Consider the following 19,384-nt stretch of genomic DNA (forward strand, 5'->3'; position numbering starts at 1 on the left):
AAAAAGTATCCTTCTCCACATCAAATCAGTTCTCGCACATTTATGTCAGCCCCCCGCTTCTTCTGCGATATCCCCCTGAGCACCGGCGCCCGCGTGGCGCTTCCCGAAGCCCTGGCGCACCATGCGCTGCGCGTGCTGCGCCTGCGCGCGGGCGAGGCCGTCGCGCTGTTCAACGGCCAGGGCGGCGAGTATCCCGCCACGCTCGAAGTGGAAGGCAAGGCTGGTTTTGCCCAGTTGGGCGAATTCCTGCCGCGCGAGGCCGAACTGGGCGGACGCGTCACCCTGGTGCAGGGCCTGCCTTCCGGGGACAAGATGGACTGGGTGGTGGAAAAGGCCGTGGAGCTGGGCGCCGCGCGCGTCAGCCCCATCGCCGCCCAACGCAGCGTGCTGCAGCTGTCGGGCGCCCGGCTCGACAAGCGCGTGGCGCATTGGCAGCGCATCGCGCAGTCCGCCAGCGAACAATGCGGCCGCAACCGGCTGATGACGGTGGACGCGCCGCTGACCCTGGCCGAATGGCTGCAACAGCCCGCCGAGGGCCTGCGCCTGCTGTGCCACCCGGAAGCGCAGGACGATCTTGCCGGCGCGCTGCGAGCCGCCCCCGGCCTGCAGGCGCTGACCCTGCTGGTGGGGCCGGAAGGAGGGTGGTCGGACAAGGAATTGGCCCAGGCCCGCGAGGCGGGCGTGCAGGCGGTGCGATTCGGCCCCCGGGTGCTGCGCACCGAAACCGCGGGGCTGGCACTGCTGTCAGCGGCCAGCGCGCTACTGGCCTGGTAGAACGGCTGGGTCAGTGGTCTTCGCCGTAGGGCGCTGCCGCTACCCCGGGCTCGGGGTCCGGATGGCGTCCGGCGTGTTCGATGACATACGAAAAAACGCGGCCGTTTTCGCGGGCAAAATCGGCCGCGTCTGAGCAGACGGTTTCGATGCGGCCCGAGTCTTCTTCCAGTGCCGGATCGCCCGAATGCAGCTTGTACAGCCACAGCACCACGCCGGTCTTGTGGTCCAGCACGGTATCGCACAGGCAGTCGTAGAGGGCGTCCAGGTTGCCGCCGAAGTATTCGGGGAAATCCACTGCCTTGACGATGGCGCGCAGCACCGCGGAACGGCTGCGGGCAGGATCGCAATTGGCGACGAACAGGGCCAGGCCAAGCTCATGGGCGGCGTCCACCACGGCCTTCTTGTCCAGCCCGTCATGGGCCAGCGCACCGCCGCGCATCAGTTGCCGCTGCAGAGTAGATTGGCCATTGCGCGTCATGCCTGAGCCCCCTTGAAAAAGGCGATCACTTCGTCGTTACGCTGCATCGTATCGGCATAACCCAGTTCAATCAATCGCTTGGTGTAGCTGGATTCAAATAAGAGGTAGGACATCAGCGAACCGCCGCCGGGACGGTCTGGATCGGACGATACACCGAGTACGCGGAAAAGAGCACGGGCCTGGGCCGGCATATCCTGCAAATGTTCCAGCGCCATGACGTCCAGCGACTGGCTGGGCGTGATCGTCAGGACCTCGATGCGGCGCGCATGCCCGTGCTGCGCGCCTTCCGGGCCGGACTGATCCATCAGGAAGTTGATGCGCTCCAGGCGCTCGACGTCGGCCGACAGGCCGTCCAGGAAGATGCTGGCCAGCGCATGCCCGCCGACCTGGGCCAGCGACGGGTAAGGCGGCGAGTCTTCGCGGTTTTCCGGGTGGGTTTCGTCGCGGAAACCCGTGCCGATCACCAGCACGCGATGCGCGCCCAGGTGAATGGCCGGACTGATGGGCGCGAGCTGGCGCATCGAACCGTCGCCGCACCACTCCCCCTTGCCGTGCACCTGCACCTGCCGGGCCGGAAAGACGAAGGGGATGGCGGACGAAGCCATCAGGTGGTCGATGCCGATGGGCGTGGGCAACGCCAGGCGCAGATAGCGGTGCCAGGGCTCGATGGGCGTGTGCGCCTGGTAGAAGGTCAGGTGCTCGCCGCTGGTGTAGCCCGAGGCCGTGATCGCCAACGCCGACAGCGCGCCGGTTTCCAGGTTGGTGCGCAGATGCTGAAAGTCCAGCACCCGCTCCAGCAGAGCCTGCATGGGACTGTTGTCCAGCAGCGAATGGGGCCGCTTGCGCGTCAGGCCCGAGTACATCCACCCCAGCGACAGCAGGCCCAGCCAGCGCACGCCGGTACGGATCAGGCCGGGCGCGTCGGCCCGGTAGATCATGTCGGTATTCAGGGAAGACCACAGCCGGCGGATGCGGCGCACGCCCAGATGGGGCCGGTCGGCGCGGCAGGCCAGCGCGGCGGCATTGATGGCGCCGGCGGACGTGCCGCAGATGATGTGAAAGGGATTCTGGAAACGCGAATGCCAGTCCGGATCCAGCAATTCCATGATGGCGCTGAGCACGCCCACCTGATAGGCGGCGCGAGCGCCGCCTCCGGTCAGGACCAGGCCGGTCGGCGTGCGCGGGCACGCCGGACCGGGTGGCGTCACGTCAACGCGGCGTATTGACATCGACCACCGTCATCGCGGTCATGTTGACGATGCGGCGCACGGTGGAGCTGGAGGTCAGGATGTGCACCGGTGCGTTGGCGCCCAGCAGGAACGGACCCACCGCAACGTTGCTGCCTGCGGCGGTCTTCAACAGGTTGTAGGCGATGTTGCCCGAGTCGACGTTCGGGCACACCAGCAGATTGGCCTGACCCTTGAGCGTGGACGACGGCAGGATGCGCATGCGCAGCGCTTCGTCCAGCGCGCAGTCGCCGTGCATTTCGCCGTCGATTTCGAGTTCCGGCGCGGCCTGGCGCACCAGTTCCAGCGCGCGGCGCATCTTCGCGCCCGAGGCCGAACTGCCCGAACCGAAGTTTGAACGCGACAGCAGCGCGACCTTGGGCGCCAGGTACATGCGGCGCATCTCGTTGGCGGCGGCGATGGTGAATTCGGCGATCTGCTCGGCCGAAGGTTCATCGTTGACGTGCGTGTCCACCAGCACCACCGTGCGCTCGTTGAGCAGCAGGATGTTCATGGCGGCATACACGTTGTGGCCGGGACGGCGGCCGATGACCTCGTCCACGAAGCGCAGGTGATCATGGTAGGCGCCGACCGACCCGCAGACCATGCCGTCGGCGTCGCCCAGGCGCACCATCATGGCGCCGATCAAGGTCATGCGGCGGCGCATTTCCACACGCGCCATTTCCTTGGTGATGCCGCGGCGGCACATCAGCTCCCAGTACGTGGTCCAGTACTGGTGGAAGCGTTCATCGTATTCGGGATTGGTGACTTCGACGTCTTCTCCGAGGCGCAACCGCAGGCCCAGCTTTTCGATGCGGGTCAGCAGTACCGACGGACGGCCCACCAGGATGGGACGGGCCAGGCCTTCATCGACGATCACCTGCACCGCGCGCAGCACGCGCTCGTCTTCGCCTTCAGCGAACACGATGCGCGCTGGGCCGCCCTCGCGCACGATCCGCTTGGCCGCCGAGAACAGCGGCTTCATGAAGGCGCCCGAGTGGTACACGAACTGCTGCAGCTGCTCTTCGTAGGCTTCCAGGTCCGCCAGCGGACGCGTGGCCACGCCGCCTTCCATCGCGGCCTTGGCCACCGCCGGCGCAATGCGCACGATCAGGCGCGGATCGAAAGGCTTGGGGATCAGGTATTCAGGGCCGAACGAAATATCGAAGGTGCCGTAGGCCGCGGCCACGACTTCGTTCTGCTCTTCTTCCGCCAGCTCGGCGATGGCGTACACCGCCGCCTTTTCCATTTCACGGGTGATGGTGGTGGCGCCCACGTCCAGCGCGCCGCGGAAAATGTACGGGAAGCACAGCACGTTGTTGACCTGGTTCGGATAGTCCGAACGGCCGGTCGCCATGACCACGTCGTCGCGCACCGACTGCGCCAGTTCCGGCAGGATCTCGGGCGTGGGATTGGCCAGCGCCAGGATCAGCGGGCGCGGACCCATGGCCGCGACCATTTCCGGCTTGAGCACGCCGCCCGCCGACAGGCCCAGGAACACGTCGGCGCCCTGGATCACTTCGGCCAGCTTGCGGGCGTCGGTCTTTTGCGCGAAGCGCGCCTTGTCCGGATCCATCAGCGCCGTGCGGCCTTCGTAGACCACGCCTTCGATGTCGGTGACCCAGATGTTTTCCAGCGGCAGGCCCAGGTCCACCATCAGGTCCAGGCAGGCCAGCGCGGCGGCGCCTGCGCCCGAGGTCACCACCTTCACCTGCTTGATGTCCTTGCCCACGACCTTCAGGCCGTTGATGAAGGCGGCGGACACACAGATCGCGGTGCCGTGCTGGTCGTCGTGGAAGACGGGGATCTTCATGCGCTCGCGCAGCTTGCGCTCGACGGTGAAGCACTCCGGCGCCTTGATGTCTTCGAGGTTGATACCGCCGAAGGTGGCTTCCAGGCCCGCGATGATCTCGACCAGCTTGTCCGGGTCGGTCTCATTGATTTCGATATCGAAGACGTCCAGGCCGGCGAACTTCTTGAACAGCACCGCCTTGCCTTCCATCACCGGCTTGGAAGCCAATGCGCCGATGTTGCCCAGGCCCAGCACCGCGGTGCCGTTGGTGATCACGCCCACCAGGTTGCCGCGCGCCGTGTAGCGGTACACATTGGCCGGATCGGCCACGATTTCTTCGCAGGCCGCCGCCACGCCAGGCGAGTACGCCAGGGCCAGGTCCCGCTGGTTGGTGAGCTGCTTGGTCGGCGTGACCGAGATTTTGCCGGGGCGTCCAAGCTCATGATATTCAAGGGCGGCTTTGCGGAGATTGGCATCCATAGGGGCGGCTACTGGCTAGAGTGTGTGACACGAAAGGGGGGAATTCTATTCCGATGGCGGGCGCCGCGATACCTCGGCAATGCCCGCCTGCCCCTTGGATAAGCGAGCTCGTCCCATGTTAGCGCCGGCTTACAAATTGTCGCTATTCCGCGATGTGGAATGAAAGAAAACGTCCATCGGGGTCGAACAGGGCCTTCACCCGAGAGTCCAGGCGGGTGGTAGCCAGCCCCGGCGGCTCGTTCGGGCAGGCAGGAGCGTGCGGCGCCGGCCCGGCGTCTGCCAGTGTCACCGACTGCACCCAGGCCAGCGTGCCGCCATGCCCCAGCAGCAGATGCGCCAGGTTGACGGTGGCGGGCGCGTCGGGCTTGAGCGCGTCCAGCCGGTAGCGGCCCAGCCAATGCTCGCCGTCCCGGGTGGCGAAGGCGTCCCCCCCCGACGCCAGCTGGAACAGCGCCGGCACCAGGCGCTGCACGGTGGCGGAACGCAAGGGCTGGACGTCCGACTCGCCGAACGGCCCCAACGTTTCCTCTATGCCGTCAGCCAGCATCACGTCCAGCGCCACCACGCCGGAGTCGGCGCAGCGCCCGGCGGGCCAGTGGGCCTTGGCCGCCAGCCATGCAGCCAGCGTCAAGCCCCCGGGCAGGCCGGCGAACTGGCGCAGCCCGGCCTGCGCCAACATCGCCAGCGGCGTGCCCGGCTGCGCGCGCCAGCGCCCGGTTTCGCCGGACAGGCGCACCAGGCCGGTCATGGCGGACGGGTCCACCGTGAGGAGCGGACCATGGACGGTCTCGAAAGGCCCTTCGGCGCCCGCCAGCGCCAGCGTCACGTGGTACTCGGCGCACAGCGTGCGCGCGTGCGCCACATCCGCGTCGCGCGCCGGCGTCAGCAGGCCCCGCGGGCCGCCCTCTCCCGCCTCGCCCGAATCTCGGACAGATCCCTGACAGAGCAGGCTCAACCGCTCCATGAAGGCCGACCACGGGCTGCGGGCCGGACGGCGGCCCAGGAGGAAAGCGCGCCGGGATGGCTGCATGACTACAATTCCTTTTTCGCTACAAACGCCTTCGAGAATCCGATGCCCCGCCTTGCCCATCGCACCAATGACTTCCTGACCTTCCAGGTAATGGAACTATTCAAGCAGGCGCAAGCGCTGCAGGCGGCCGGCAAGGACATTATCAGCCTGGGCATCGGCGAACCGGACTTTACCGCGCCCCCCCAGGTCGTGGAAGCGCTGGAGCGCGCGGCGCGCGCCGGCCTCAGCGGCTACAGCCCCTCGGCCGGCCTGACGCCGCTGCGCGAGGCCATTGCCCAGTTCTACCACGAGCAGTTCGGCGCCAGGATCAACCCGGCTCGCGTGATCGTCACCGCGGGCGCCTCCGGCGCCCTGACGCTGGCCTGCGCGGCGCTGGTCAACCAGGGCGGCGAAGTGCTGATGCCGGATCCGTCCTATCCCGCAAACAGCAATTTCGTGCTGGCGGCGGGCGGCGTGCCGCGCCTGATCCCCAGCACGGCGGCCAAGCGCTTCCAGCTGTCGGCGCAGGACGTGGCCAGCCACTGGACGCCCGCCACCCAGGGCGTGCTGGTCGCCTCGCCCAGCAACCCTACCGGCACCTCCATCGACCATGGCGAGCTGGCCGAGCTGCTGGCGCAGGTCCGCGCCCGCGACGGCTTCGCCATCGTCGATGAAATCTACCTGGGACTGTCCTATGAAGGCCAGCCGCGCTCGGCCCTGACGCTGGACGACGACGTCATCGTCATCAACAGCTTCTCAAAGTACTTCCACATGACGGGCTGGCGCCTGGGCTGGATGATCGTGCCCGAGGACATGGTGGCGCCGGTGGAGAAAATCGCCGCCAGCCTGGCGATCTGCGCGCCCACGCTGGCCCAGCATGCCGCGCTGGCCTGCTTCCAGCCAGGAGCAATGAAGACCTTCGAGCACCGCCGCGAGGCCTTCAAGCAGCGCCGCGACTACCTGCTGCTGGAATTCGAGCGCATGGGGATCCAGGTGCCGGTGAAGCCCGACGGCGCCTTCTATATTTATGCCGACATCGCCAACCTGGGCATGGATAGCGCCGCATTCTCGCAGCGCCTGCTGCTGGAGGCCGGCGTGGCCGCGGTGCCGGGCCTGGACTTCGGTCCGGCCCACGGCAAGCACACCATGCGCTTTTCCTATGCCACGGGCCTGGACCGTCTGGAAGAGGCCGTCGCCCGCATCGGCCGGCTGCTGCAGGGCTGAGTCCGACAGCCAAACCGCGAAAAACAAAGCGCGTCCCTAGGGACGCGCTTTGCATTCAGGCCAGGACGGGAATCAGTCGCGCGCCAGCGCGATCCCGGAGGCCAGCGCCAGGCGGCGGCGTTCCGCCTGCACTTTGGCGCCGTAGCCGTTGTCGTCCGGTCCGGTGGCGCCGACGTAGCATGCCAGGCCGCCATCGACCGAGCCGCGGCGATTGATGCAATCGCGCAGGATCGTGGCTCCGACCCCGATATTTGCGGCCGGGTCCAGCGCGGTCTTGCCGACCGCGTCGAATTTGTCCTGGTGCACGCTGGTCATCACCTGCATCAGTCCCTGGGCGCCCACGTGGCTTTCGGCCAGCGGGTTGTAGCGGGACTCGATGGCGATCACGGCCAGCACCAGCAGCGGGTCCAGCTTCTTTTCGCGGCTTACCTTGTACACGGTGTTCAGCAGCGGGCCGGTGGCGTCATACGCGACCTTGTACTTGCGCGAAATATAGTTGCGCAAGGCTTCTGCCTGCGGGCCAGTGGCGCTCATCGCAACGGGCTTGGGCGCCGCAGGCGCGACACGGGCGGGCCCCAGCATGCCGGTGGCATTGCTGGCGGGAGCAGAAGGAACGGCCATGGCAATTGCCGACGACATGTCGGAACCCAGTTCGGAACCGGCTTCGGATTCGGTGCCGGTTTGCATGGATGTAGGCGCTAGGGCGGTCAACAAGGCTTTGTGCACTTGCAATGCCTGGTCGCGCAAACCAGGCAGGGCGAATCCCATGCTTACCGTCACAATGACCGCAATGCCCAGATAAACGGAGCAAATGCGCAGGGACTCGGCAAGATATTGGTGCACTCCTTGGGCCAGGCTTCGGAACAGGCTGGCCACTGACGCATCGGGCATAAAACCTCCTGCGTTAAAAAGAGGGAGTCAATGTTAACCTCTCTGTCTACCCAATATGTAACCAAATAGCTGGGATCTGTAGTGAAATACCGCGACCTTAGAGACTTCATCGCCCAACTTGAACGCATGGGCGAGCTCAGACGCATCGCTGCGCCGGTGTCCACCCGGCTGGAAATGACTGAAATATCCGACCGCGTCCTGCGTGCGGAGGGCCCTGCCCTGCTGTTCGAAAACGCGCAGCACAATGGCCAGACGGCGCAGATGCCGGTGCTGGCCAACCTGTTCGGCACCCCGGCCCGCGTCGCCCGCGGCATGGGCGCCGACGACGTCAGCGCCCTGCGCGACATCGGCGAACTGCTCGCTTCGCTGCGCGAGCCCGAAGCGCCCAAGGGCCTGCGCGATGCGTTGGCCAAGGTCTCGATGCTGAAGTCCGCGCTGTGGGACATGAGCCCCAAGAACGTCAAAAGCCCCGCCTGCCAGGAAATCGTCTGGGAAGGCAAGGACGTCGACCTGAACCGCCTGCCGATCCAGACCTGCTGGCCCGGCGACGTGGCGCCGCTGTTGACCTGGGGCCTGGTGATCACGCGCGGCCCCAACGCCCGCCGCCAGAACCTGGGCATCTACCGGCAGCAATTGCTGGGCCCCAACAAGCTGATCATGCGCTGGCTGTCGCACCGCGGCGGCGCGCTGGATTTCCGCGACCACGCCCTGGCGCATCCCGGCACGCCCTTCCCCATCGCCGTGGCCCTGGGCGCCGACCCCGCCACCACGCTGGGCGCGGTCACGCCGGTGCCCGACAGCCTGTCCGAATACCAGTTCGCCGGCCTCTTGCGCGGATCCCGCACCGAGGTTGCCAAGGCGCTGGGCAGCGACCTGTCCGTGCCGGCCTGGGCCGAGATCGTGCTGGAAGGCCACCTGCTGCCGTCATCCGACCCGCGCGCCATCGCACCCGTCGTGCCCGAAGGCGTCAACCCGCCTCCGAACACCGATTACGAAATGGCGCTGGAAGGTCCCTACGGCGACCACACCGGCTACTACAACGAGCAGGACTGGTTCCCCGTCTTCACGGTGGAGCGGATCACGATGCGGCGCAATCCCATCTACCACTCCACCTACACCGGCAAGCCGCCCGACGAGCCCGCCGTGCTGGGCGTGGCGCTCAACGAGGTCTTCGTGCCGCTGCTGCGCCGCCAGTTGCCCGAGATCGTGGACTTCTACCTGCCGCCGGAAGGCTGCAGCTACCGCCTGGCAGTGGTGTCGATCCGCAAGCAGTATGCCGGCCACGCCAAGCGCGTCATGTTCGGCCTGTGGAGCATCCTGCGCCAGTTCATGTACACCAAGTTCATCGTGGTGGTGGACGAGGACATCAATCCGCGCGACTGGAAGGAAGTGGTCTGGGCGATGACCACCCGCATGGACCCGGTGCGCGACACCTTGCTGGTGGAAAACACGCCCATCGACTACCTGGACTTCGCCTCGCCGGTCTCCGGCCTGGGTGGCAAGATGGGCATGGACGCCACCAACAAATGGCCCGGCGAGACCAATCGGGAATGGGGCACCCCCATCACCATGGATGCGGACGTCAAGAAGCGGGTGGATGAGATGTGGGGGCAGCTGGGGCTGTAAACAGCGGGCGGGCGCAGCGCCCCTCCGATATGCAACCTGGATTTCAGCGGGGCAGGATCAGAAAATGCTGATCCTGCCCTGGATCCAGCCGGGCGACCAAGGCACTGTTCTCCTGCGCACTGCGCGCAACCAATCCCGTCAGCACGGCCAACGAATTGACCCGATGCGTCTGCGCCAGATGAGCGTATCGATCAGCAGTGGACGGTACTGCAATGTATGGGGCATATCGCCGAACCTGGAAGAAGGGTCAGGCCGTCGCCGTTGACGGTGGCCGATGGAAATACATACAATCTTCGTAAGGTTGGTGATGGCTTCCAATGGGCGCAAGCCTACGACCCATCATGTAAGACCTGATACCCACCCCGGCCTGGAGCCGGGGCTTTTGCTTTCTGGCTGGCCCGAATCGGCAAGCAGAACGTTGCGCCAGCCCCAGCATAAAAAAACCCGCCAAAAACAATGGCGGGTTTTTTGTTGGGCGAAGCCGCAGCCTCAGCGCTTGCCAGCGTCCAGATCATCATCACGGCGCGAGTTCTGCCAGGCCTTGAACAATTGCCAGCCGACAAAGGCGCCGCCGGCGATCTTCAGAAGCTTGGAGCGCTTGCCGCCGCGCATGATCATGGCGGACAGCGATGAACTGACGATGGGATAGCGACGCGCCAGGCTGATTGCCTGCAAGGCCCAGCGCGATGCGCCTCCGGAAGCCAGACCCGGCAGCAGCCCCTTGAGGAGCGCGGCCGGTTCCAGCTTGCGTCCGGTGGACGCGATGCTCTGCGCCAGCGATTCGCGTTCGATGGCGGCGCGGGCGCGCAGCAGTTCGATGCGCACGGCGCGGTCGATGGTGGGAGACCTTTTCGTCATGCTTCAGCCCTCCTCGCGCCGGCGCGCCTGCGCTTCGTCGTCGTCCTGCGCGTCGCGCACCCGATCCAGCAATTCAGCGTCGCGCCCAAGCTCTTCGAGCGTGGCCGCGAACGGCGGCGCGCCGTAGACCAGCCCGCGGCGCACCGCCACCAGCAAGGCCACGCCAACCAGACCGTAGAAACCCGCCAACAGGCCCAGGGCCAGATAGCGGTCTTCAGTGGGCCAGAACGCCACCGCGACCGTGACGGTGAAGACCAGCACCGCCAGCGTCAGGAACAGCAGCGCAGCAAACGCCATGCCCAAGAGCTTGAGCAGGCGCGCCTTTTCGTCCGCTGCTTCCAGCGCCAGCAATTCCAGGCGCGTGCGCAACAGCCCGACCACGCTGGAGGCAACGCCGAAAACAGATTTTCGTAGACCCATGGCTGAGAAGGACGCCGGGCGGGAAGCGCGGCCTTGCGCCCGCGCCGCCCGCCCGGATGTCCTGCCCTATCAGCGGCGGCTGATCAGCAAGCCGAGCAGCAGGCCGGTCACGCCTGCGATGCCGATGGCTTGCCAGGGATTGTCGTGCACGTAGTCGTCGGTCGCGCGGGCAGCCTTGCGGCCGCGTTCCAGCACGGCGTCCTGCGCTTCGTACAGGGCTTCACGCGTGCGCTTCAGGGACGTCAGTGCACGGTCGCGCAATTCGTTGGCCTTGTCACCCGTGCTGCTGGCAGCTTCGCGCAGCAGGCTTTCGGCGTCATTCAGGCTGGACTTGACACTGTCGATGAGTTTTTCTTTTGCGACTTCTTCGGATTTTCTCGTGGCCATTATTTGAGCTCCTGTTGTGTGTCAATGACGGAACCATCATACCAGCCGCCATGCGGGAGACACGGCGCGCTTGCTACGGTGTGCTACTTGATTTGCGTAATCTCAACGGCGGATTTGACGCCGCCCTGATCGATGTCCTGCTTCATCACCAGATTGATCGCCGGACAGTACCAGTCCGTCACGGTGGTGTTCATGCCCGGGATGGGAATGGTCAGGCCCTGGAACGTGGCCATGGTGGGATCCGAATTGCGGGTGTAGGTAATCGGATGGCAGGACTGCGCGCCCAGCGCGGTGCTCACCGAAGTCTTCTGCCCCACGGTTTTCTCGCCGATGCGCACCGTGGTGCTGGGCTGGCCGCCGACGGGCGCCTCTTTGCCGATCTTCAGGCGGAACGACGAGCCAGGCAATTTCTGGCCGGCGCTGAGTTTGCCGTCATAGGCGAAGAGACCCAGCATGCGCAGGTCGAACTGGCCTTCGGAAGGCTTGGGCGCTTCGCCCGCGGAGGCATAGCGCAGGAAGGTGGCCTGGCCGCCCTTGACCGTCATCAGGTAATCCAGCTTGGACTTGCCCGGGGGCAGGCCCGCATAGCTGAACGTGGCCACGCCCTGCACGCGCGCGCGGCAGTTGTCGCCATTGCTTTTTGTAACTTCGGCGAAAGTAAGGTCGGCGCCCAGCGCCAGATTGCCGCTGCCGGTCAGTTGCACCGCGCCGCCGTCATGCATGAACTGCGCATCGCACACGCCGGCCTGCGCCGCAGCGGCCGCGCCCAGCGCGCCCACCGTAAAAACCAGGGATGCCATTTTTCGCATCGTCACAAGCCACTCCATGAATCCGGATAAAAACCGCCCGCGCCTGGCGCATGGCTGGCTTGATACTACACCGGTTGCGAGACGCGGCGCGTGTCGGAACGTGTCGGCCGCAGCCAAGCTGGCGGCGGCTATGCCGGTGCGGCGGCGCGCGCGGCGCGGCCGATCAGGGCCTGGATCTCCGGCACGCAGGAACCGCAGCCGGTGCCGCAACCCAGCGCAGTCTTCAAGGCCGCCAGATCGCAGCCCCGGGCGATGCCGGCAAGGATCGCGGCCTCGCTCACGCCATTGCAGACACAGACCGTGCGCGAGCGGACCGCGCCCGCAATCCGTCCGGTCAGCAGCGCCGCCACGCTGGCCGGCGCATCGCCGCCGCCGACCCAGGACAACAGCGCATCCTGCGCCCGCAGATCGCCTGCCAGCAGAAAGCCGCGCAAGGCGCCTTGCTCCACCTTCACCCTGCGCATCTGGCCGCGCGCGGGATCGTCGAAAGCCACGTCGGGCAGGCGCAGGTCCAGCGCATCCGCCATCGCATCCAGGACCTCTGCCGACGGCGCGGCGGGGGCTGCCAGACGCATCCGCACGCCACCCGCGCCCGCCGGCAGCACGACCGCGTAGTCGAAGCGCCGCAGCCAGGGCGCCAGCCGCGCGCGCAACACGACGCTGTCGCCCTGCAGCCAGCCCGCAGCCTGCCACGCCAGGCCGGCCGGTTCGGCGGACACGGCGCTGTGCTTGAGTTCCGGCTGGCGCGACAGGGGATCGGCAGCCGGATTGGTCAGCGCGTTGACCCCATGTCCCGCCATGTAGGCGCTGCCCCAATGCATGGGCAGGAACACCAGTCCCTCTGCCAGCGAGTCGTCTTCCTGCACGGGTAGCACCACACTACCCCGGCGCGATGCCAGCCTGGCCAGCGCGCCGGCTTCGAGCTTGAGCCGGCGCATGTCCTCGGGATGCATGGACACCCAGGGTTCCTCGACATGCTGCGTCAGCGCGCGGGCCAGGGATGTGCGCGCCATGGTGTGCCAGTGGTCGCGCAAGCGGCCGGTGGTGAGCCGCAGCGGATATTCCTGCGTAGCGGCTTCGGCGACTGGGCGGTAATCCACATCGCAGAAACGGGCGCGTCCGCTGGCGGTGGGGAACATGCCATCGGCATACAGGCGCGCAGTACCCTGCCCTTGCCGATACGGCCATTGCTGCGGTCCGTGCGCATGCAGCGCCGCGTAATCCAGCCCGCTGTAATCCAGGTCCCGGCCCGCGGTTGTGCGGGCATGTTCGGCAAAGACCTCGCTTTCATCCCGATAGGCGAATAGCGCCGCCTTGGGCGGGGCCATGCGGGCGGCCAGGCGCAGCGCGACCTCCTGTGCCAGCCGCCAGTCCGGCAGCGCGTCGCCAGGCGGATCGATCGCGGCGTGCACCCGGCTGATGCGCCGTTCCGAATTGGTCACGGTGCCGGACTTCTCGGGCCAGGTCGCGGCGGGCAGCACCAGGTCGGCGTAGGCCAGGGTCTCGGTGCCTGCATACGCCTCCTGCACGATGACGAAGTCGGCGCGCTCCAGCGCCGCGCGCACCCGGGCCTGGTCTGGCAGGGACTGCGCCGGGTTGGTGGCCGCGATCCACAGCACCTTGATGCGCCCATCCAGCGCCGCGTCGAACATCTCCAGCGCGGTGACGCCCGGCGCCTGCGGCAAGGCGCCCACGCCCCACAGTGCGGCCGTCGCCTCACGGTCGGCCGCGGACGCGGGATCGCGGTGGCCCGGCAGCAGCGTGGCCATGCCGCCCGCCTCGCGCCCGCCCATCGCGTTGGGCTGCCCCGTCAGCGAAAACGGCCCCGCCCCCGGCTTGCCGATCTGCCCGGTCGCCAGATGCAGATGTATCAGGGCGGCGTTCTTGTCGGTGCCGCTGGTCGACTGGTTCAAGCCCATGGTGTAGAGCGACAGCGCCGCGCCGGCCGCGCCGAACCAGCGCGCCGCCTGGACGATGTCCTCCGCCGGCACGCCGCAGATCTCTTGCGCCGCTTGCGGCGTGTACCGCCGCGCGCGCGCCATCAAAGGCTCGAAGCCTTCCGTATGCCGCTGGATGTAGCCGTGGTCCAGCAACCCCTCCTGCTCCATGACATTGAGCATGGCGTGGAACAAGGCCACATCCGTACCCGGCGCCAGCTGCAGGTGCAGATCGGCGAAGGCCGCGGTATCGGTGCGCCGCGGATCCGCGACGATCACCTTGATGCCAGGACGCCGCGCCCGCGCGGCCTCCAGCCGCCGGAACAGCACGGGATGCGCATAGGCCATGTTGGAGCCGGCGATCAGCACCGTGTCCGCCAGGTCCAGGTCCTCGTAGCAGGCCGGTGGCGCATCCGCGCCGAGCGTGCGCTTGTAGCCCGAGACCGCGCTGGACATGCACAGGCGCGAATTGGTGTCGATGTTGTTGGTGCCGGCCAGCGCGCGAGCCAGCTTGTTGAAGACCGCGTAATCCTCGGTCAGCAACTGCCCCGACAGGTAGAAGCCCACCGCGTCCGGGCCATGCTGCGCGATGGCGTCGGCCAGCCTGGCCGCGGCGATATCCAGCGCCTGGTCCAGCGCGATGGCGCGCCGGGGGTGGGCACGCGTCTCGCGCCATTGCGCCGACAGCACACGCGCGCCATCGCGCCGCACCGTGTCCGCCAGCGCCAGGCCCTTGCTGCAGAGCCGGCCATGGTTGGCGGGATGCTGCTCGTCGCCGCGCACGCGCAGCACCGCGCCATCGCGCGCTTGCACCCGCACGCCGCAGCCGGTGCCGCAATAGCAGCATACCGACGCCACTTCGCGCACGCCTTGCGGCGCCGCGTCCGCGATATCGATCCGGCGAATCATGGGCGCGTCCATCCCTTATTCCTCCGCCGCGCCTTCGCCGTGCATGAGCCGCTCGCGCAATGCGCCGATGCGCCGGCCCTCGCGGATCAAGCGCACATACCAGGCGCTATCCGCCGTGTCGCCGTACAGGCAGGCGCCCACCAGCTTGTCGTCGCGGATCACCAGTTTCTTGTAGACGCCGCCAGGCGTATCGGCCAGCGTGATCGACTCGGTCTGTTGCCCTCCGGCGAAATCGCCGGCGGAAAACAGGTCGATGCCGGTGACCTTGAGCCGGGTCGACGTCACGCTGCCTTCGTAGCGGCCAATGCCGTGCAGCGCCAGATGGTTGGCCGCCACCTTCGCCTGCTCATACAAGGGCGCGACCAACCCATAGGCGGTGCCGCGATGGCTCACGCACTCACCCACCGCGTAAATGCGCGGGTCATAGGTCTGCAAGGTGTCGCTGACCACCACGCCGCGGTTCACATGCAGCCCGCAACGTTCGGCCAGTTCCGTGTTGGGTCTGACGCCCACCGCCATCACCACCAGGTCCGCCGGAATTTCTGCGCCGTCCGCGAAGCGCAGCGCACGCACCCGCCCGTCGGCCCCGCCAAGGATCTCGCGGGTCTGGCGCCCCAGCAGGAACTTCAGGCCGCGCGCCTCCAGGCCGCGGCGCAGCATGGCCGCAGCGCCGCCGTCCAGCTGCCTGTCCAGCAGCGCTTCCCCCAGGTGCACCACGGCCACGTCCATGCCACGCGCGGCCAGGCCGTTGGCGGCCTCCAGGCCCAGCAGGCCGCCTCCTATCACCACTGCGTGCCGGTAGCGCGAGGACGCCTCTATCATCCGGTTCACGTCGCCGATATCGCGAAAGGCGACGACGCCGTCCAGATCACTGCCGGGCACCGGCAGAATGAACGGATTCGAGCCGGTGGCCAGCAGCAGCCGGTCATAGGGCGTCTCTGACCCATCGTCCGCCAGCACGGTACGACGGGCGCGGTTGACGCCCACGACCTTGCGGTTCAACAACAGGCGGATGCCGTGGCGGACGTACCAGTCCTCATCGTTGAGCACGATATCCCGCAAGCTCTGTTCGCCGGTCAGCACCGGCGACAGCAGGATGCGGTTGTAGTTGGGATGCGGCTCGGCGCCGAATACCGTGATCTCGTACAGGTCGGGCGTCAGCTTCAGCAGCTCTTCCAGCGTGCGTATGCCCGCCATGCCGTTGCCGACCACCACCAGCTTCTGCTTCGCATCCATGGCGGTCCCTACGCGGCGGCGCGCGACGCCCCGGCCTCGGCCAGCGGCTGCGGGTCCGCATCCAGCGCCGCGTTGGCCTGGAGCGCCGCCTGCGAGCGCTCGGGATTGCCATGGCGGCGATGCAGGAAGTCGACCACCGCGGCCCGGCACGCCAGATAGGCCGCGTCATTGGCCAGCCGTACGCGGTCGCGCGGGCGGGACAAAGGCACAGGCAGGATTTCGCCGATGGTCGCGGCCGGGCCGTTGGTCAGCATCACGATGCGGTCGGACAACAGTACGGCTTCGTCGACGTCGTGCGTGACCATGACGGTGGTGGTGTGCGTCTTGGCGACGATCTTCAGCAATTCGTCCTGCAGGTGCGCACGGGTCAGCGCGTCGAGCGCGCCAAAGGGCTCGTCCATCAGCAGCACGCCCGGCTCGATCGCCAGCGCACGCGCGATGCCGACGCGCTGCTTCATGCCGCCGGAAATCTCGCGCGGCAGCTTGTTCTGCGCTGGCAGCAGGCCCACCAGGTCCAGCGCCGCGCGTGTGCGCTCGACCAGCTGCGGGCGCTTCTCCTTGGCGCCGAACACCCGCTCCACCGCCAGGTACACGTTCTGGAAGCAGCTCAGCCAGGGCAGCAGCGAATGGTTCTGGAACACCACGGCGCGGTCCGGGCCGGGGCCCGTGATCTCGCGCTCCGCGCACAGCAGCACGCCGCTGGTGGGGCGGGTCAGGCCGGCGATGAGATTGAGCAAGGTCGATTTGCCGCAACCGGAATGGCCGATCAGCGTGATGAACTCGCCCTGCTCCACGGTCAGGTCGATGTCGCGCAGTGCCACGAAAGCGCCCTTGCGGGTGTTGAACGTCTGGCCCACGCGCTCGATGCGTACGTATTTCTTCATGGCGCTATTCCTCGGTATAGGTGTAGCGGCGGGCCAGGGCGACCAGCAGGGTTTCCAGCAACAGCCCGACGATGCCGATCACGAAAATGGCGATGACGATGTGCTCCACCTTCAGGTTGTTCCATTCGTCCCAAAGCCAGAAGCCGATGCCCGTGCCGCCGGTCAACATTTCCGCCGCCACGATCACCAGCCACGCGGTGCCGATCGACAGGCGCACGCCGGTCAGCATGTAGGGCAGCACGGCGGGCAGCAGCACCTTGGTGGTCACCTTCCATTCGGACAGGTTCAGCACCCGCGCCACGTTCAGGTAATCCTGCGGCACGCGCGCCACGCCGACCGCGGTGTTGATGATCATCGGCCAGATCGAACAGATGAAGATGGCCCAGATGGCGGCCGGGTTGGCCGCCTTGAACAGCAGCAGCCCCAGAGGCAGCCAGGCCAGCGGCGACACCGGCCGCAGCAGGCTGACGATGGGCGAGAACATTGCCCGCACCGCCGCATAGCGGCCGATGGCGAAACCCGCGGGGATGCCGACCAGCGCGGCCAGGCCGAAGCCCACCGCCACGCGCTGCAACGATGCCAGCAGGTTCCAGCCTATGCCTTTGTCATTGGGGCCGTTGTCGTAGAACGGATCGGAAAACAGCTCGACGGCGGCGCGCCAGGTCACGCCTGGCGTGGGAATCTCCGGTATCCGCATCGCCACCACCTGCCACACCAGCACAAACAGTGCGAAGCCCGCCACGGGCCCCACCACGGCCCGCAACGCGGATTCCAGGCGCTCGCGCCAGAGGGCGAGGAGTTCATCGCCGCGGCTCATACTCGTTGCGTCAGACATTGCATGCCCCTTTCGTATCGGCGCTCAGGCCTTGACCTTGAATCCGTCGGCGTAGGCGGCAGGGTTGCTGCCGTCCCAGACCACGCCGTCGATGAGTTTCGAAGTGCGCATCTCGCTGGCCGGCAACGCCGCGCCAGCGGCCTGCGCGGCCTGCTTGTAGAGGTCTATCCGGTTGATCTGTTTCGCCATCGCCAGATAATCGGGATGTTCCTTCAGCAGCCCCCAGCGCTTGTGCTGCGTCAGGAACCACATGCCGTCGCTCAGGTACGGGAAATTGGCGGCGCCGTCGGCGTAGAAGCGCATGGCGTGCTCGTCCGTCCAGCTTTTCCCCAGCCCATCGTCATAGCGGCCCAGCATGCGATCGACGATGCCGCTCGCGTCCGTGTTGACATAGGACTTGGCCGCGATGGTCTCGGCGGTTTTCTGGCGGTTGGCGGGCGAGGCGTCGATCCATTTGCTGGCCTCCAGGATGGCGGCCGTGACTGCGCGCGCGGTGTTCGGGTGGCGCGACACGAAGTCCGCGCTCGTGCCCAGCACCTTTTCGGGATGGTCGGTCCAGATGCCCTGCGAAGTGACGGCGGTGTAGCCGATCTTGTCCAGGATGGCGCGCGCCCCCCAGGGTTCGCCCACGCAGTAGCCGTCCATGTTGCCCACGCGCATGTTGGCGACCATCTGCGGCGGCGGCACGGTGATGACCTTGGCGTCCTTCATGGGATGGATGCCGTAGGTCGCCAGCCAGTAGTAAAGCCACATCGCGTGCGTGCCGGTGGGAAAGGTCTGCGCAAACGTGTACTCGCGCTTGTCGGACGCCATCAGCTTGGCCAGCGATTCGCCGTCGCGCACACCCGCCGCCAGCAGCTTGTTCGACAGCGTGATGGCCTGGCCGTTCTGGTTCAGGCTCATCAGCACGGCCATGTCCTTCTTCGGCCCGCCTATGCCCAGGTGCACGCCGTAGACCAGGCCGTACAGCACGTGGGCCATGTCCAGCTCGCCGTTCATGAGCTTGTCGCGCACGGCAGCCCAGGACGCTTCCTTGGACGGCGTGATCGTCACGCCGTGCTTCTTGTCCAGGCCCAGCACCGAAGCCATCACGACCGAGGCGCAGTCGGTCAGCGGAATGAAGCCGATCTTGACCTCGGTCTTCTCGGGCGCGTCGGTGCCGGCGGCCCAGGCGCCGGCACGCACCAGCGGATCGACCAGCGACAGCAGGCTGGCGCCGGCCACCGCGCGCGCCGTGCCGCAAAGCCATTTACGGCGTGCGGCGTTGGCGCTGAGATCCCCGGCCGCGGCGGCTTCTGTGGAGGGGCTACGGGTCGATGGCGTCATGCATGGCTCCTGGCAAAAAAAAACGTCCCGCGCGCCCCGGATTCCCATCCGGTGGCGCTGCGGAACGTCGTTGTCCCTTGCCGCAGGTCGCGGCGCGTTGCGTCGGGCAACCTTCGTTGGCCGCCCGCTTTCACTGAAGCAAACGCTGTGCCAGAAAGAAAAAAACATGGCCTGAAAGGCCGCCAGCCCGCGCCCCCGCTGACGCTGCCTCGCCAATCGGCGCGCACTCCGTGTTGACGGAAAACAGGGCGCGAACCAATTTGGTGCACCTCCGGTTGCGGCA

Annotated in this window: 17 protein-coding genes and 1 pseudogene; 4 read left to right on the forward strand and 14 right to left on the reverse strand. The window is 67.0% G+C overall.

From position 1 onward, the window contains the following. Window positions 1–42 precede the first annotated feature (42 nt). Window positions 43–774, forward strand: a complete 732-nt coding sequence (locus tag IB259_RS12025; protein ID WP_054451533.1) for a 16S rRNA (uracil(1498)-N(3))-methyltransferase — start codon at window positions 43–45, stop codon at window positions 772–774. A 10-nt stretch (window positions 775–784) separates the two neighbouring features. Here IB259_RS12025 and IB259_RS12030 read toward each other — a convergent pair whose 3' ends face one another. The 4 genes from IB259_RS12030 to IB259_RS12045 form a co-directional block, all read right to left on the reverse strand. After that, window positions 785–1,252: a barstar family protein gene (locus tag IB259_RS12030; protein ID WP_054451534.1), complete on the reverse strand. Its 468-nt coding sequence runs from the start codon at window positions 1,250–1,252 to the stop codon at window positions 785–787. Next, complete coding sequence (locus IB259_RS12035; protein ID WP_082400761.1) at window positions 1,249–2,481, reverse strand: patatin-like phospholipase family protein; 1,233 nt, start codon at window positions 2,479–2,481, stop codon at window positions 1,249–1,251. The genes IB259_RS12030 and IB259_RS12035 overlap by 4 nt, the downstream gene beginning before the upstream one ends. Then, window positions 2,462–4,750, reverse strand: a complete 2,289-nt coding sequence (locus IB259_RS12040) for an NADP-dependent malic enzyme (protein ID WP_192329112.1) — start codon at window positions 4,748–4,750, stop codon at window positions 2,462–2,464. Before IB259_RS12040 ends, IB259_RS12035 begins: the two co-directional genes overlap by 20 nt. 142 nt (window positions 4,751–4,892) lie before the next feature. After that, window positions 4,893–5,780 carry an FAD-binding protein gene (locus IB259_RS12045; protein WP_192329113.1) on the reverse strand — a complete coding sequence of 296 codons (888 nt, stop codon included), beginning with the start codon at window positions 5,778–5,780 and terminating at the stop codon, window positions 4,893–4,895. A gap of 42 nt (window positions 5,781–5,822) precedes the next feature. Between IB259_RS12045 and IB259_RS12050 the strand changes: the two genes are divergently transcribed. Then, window positions 5,823–6,983, forward strand: a complete 1,161-nt coding sequence (locus IB259_RS12050) for a pyridoxal phosphate-dependent aminotransferase (RefSeq protein ID WP_192329114.1) — start codon at window positions 5,823–5,825, stop codon at window positions 6,981–6,983. Between the two features lie 72 nt (window positions 6,984–7,055). Here the strand turns inward: IB259_RS12050 and IB259_RS12055 are convergent, their stop codons facing one another. Then, the gene (locus IB259_RS12055) at window positions 7,056–7,874 is read right to left on the reverse strand and encodes a lytic transglycosylase domain-containing protein (protein WP_054451537.1); all 819 of its coding nucleotides are present in this window, start codon (window positions 7,872–7,874) and stop codon (window positions 7,056–7,058) included. A gap of 81 nt (window positions 7,875–7,955) precedes the next feature. Here IB259_RS12055 and ubiD point away from each other — a divergent pair, with 81 nt between their 5' ends. Further along, entirely contained in the window at window positions 7,956–9,500 is a 1,545-nt protein-coding gene (ubiD, locus tag IB259_RS12060; RefSeq protein WP_054451538.1) for a 4-hydroxy-3-polyprenylbenzoate decarboxylase, read from the forward strand. A gap of 64 nt (window positions 9,501–9,564) precedes the next feature. Continuing rightward, on the forward strand, window positions 9,565–9,765 hold the full coding sequence (locus IB259_RS12065) for a hypothetical protein (protein ID WP_156337322.1): 201 nt from the start codon (window positions 9,565–9,567) through the stop codon (window positions 9,763–9,765). Window positions 9,766–9,989: 224 nt separating this feature from the next. Here IB259_RS12065 and IB259_RS12070 read toward each other — a convergent pair whose 3' ends face one another. The 9 genes and pseudogenes from IB259_RS12070 to IB259_RS12110 all read right to left on the reverse strand — a co-directional run bounded on the left by IB259_RS12070 (window position 9,990) and on the right by IB259_RS12110 (window position 19,101). Then, window positions 9,990–10,358, reverse strand: coding sequence for a hypothetical protein (locus IB259_RS12070; protein ID WP_192329115.1), 369 nt, complete (start codon window positions 10,356–10,358; stop codon window positions 9,990–9,992). Window positions 10,359–10,361: 3 nt separating this feature from the next. Beyond that, window positions 10,362–10,778: a phage holin family protein gene (locus IB259_RS12075; protein WP_054451540.1), complete on the reverse strand. Its 417-nt coding sequence runs from the start codon at window positions 10,776–10,778 to the stop codon at window positions 10,362–10,364. Window positions 10,779–10,847: 69 nt separating this feature from the next. Beyond that, window positions 10,848–11,165, reverse strand: coding sequence for a YqjD family protein (locus IB259_RS12080; protein WP_013395739.1), 318 nt, complete (start codon window positions 11,163–11,165; stop codon window positions 10,848–10,850). 83 nt (window positions 11,166–11,248) lie between these two features. Beyond that, the gene (locus IB259_RS12085; protein WP_082400762.1) at window positions 11,249–11,974 is read right to left on the reverse strand and encodes a hypothetical protein; all 726 of its coding nucleotides are present in this window, start codon (window positions 11,972–11,974) and stop codon (window positions 11,249–11,251) included. A 128-nt stretch (window positions 11,975–12,102) separates the two neighbouring features. Then, complete coding sequence (locus IB259_RS12090) at window positions 12,103–14,832, reverse strand: nitrate reductase (protein WP_192329117.1); 2,730 nt, start codon at window positions 14,830–14,832, stop codon at window positions 12,103–12,105. A gap of 21 nt (window positions 14,833–14,853) precedes the next feature. Then, window positions 14,854–16,056, reverse strand: a pseudogene (locus tag IB259_RS12095) (NAD(P)/FAD-dependent oxidoreductase); the annotation flags it as partial. A gap of 8 nt (window positions 16,057–16,064) precedes the next feature. Continuing rightward, window positions 16,065–16,940, reverse strand: coding sequence for an ABC transporter ATP-binding protein (locus IB259_RS12100; RefSeq protein WP_125473315.1), 876 nt, complete (start codon window positions 16,938–16,940; stop codon window positions 16,065–16,067). A 4-nt stretch (window positions 16,941–16,944) separates the two neighbouring features. Beyond that, complete coding sequence (gene ntrB, locus IB259_RS12105) at window positions 16,945–17,775, reverse strand: nitrate ABC transporter permease (protein ID WP_054451543.1); 831 nt, start codon at window positions 17,773–17,775, stop codon at window positions 16,945–16,947. A 24-nt stretch (window positions 17,776–17,799) separates the two neighbouring features. After that, window positions 17,800–19,101 (reverse strand): CmpA/NrtA family ABC transporter substrate-binding protein, encoded by a 1,302-nt coding sequence (locus IB259_RS12110; RefSeq protein WP_175163578.1) that lies wholly within the window; start codon window positions 19,099–19,101, stop codon window positions 17,800–17,802. Window positions 19,102–19,384 lie beyond the last annotated feature (283 nt).

The organism is Achromobacter sp. ACM04 (genome assembly GCF_014851465.1).
Lineage (GTDB): Bacteria > Pseudomonadota > Gammaproteobacteria > Burkholderiales > Burkholderiaceae_B > Achromobacter > Achromobacter aegrifaciens.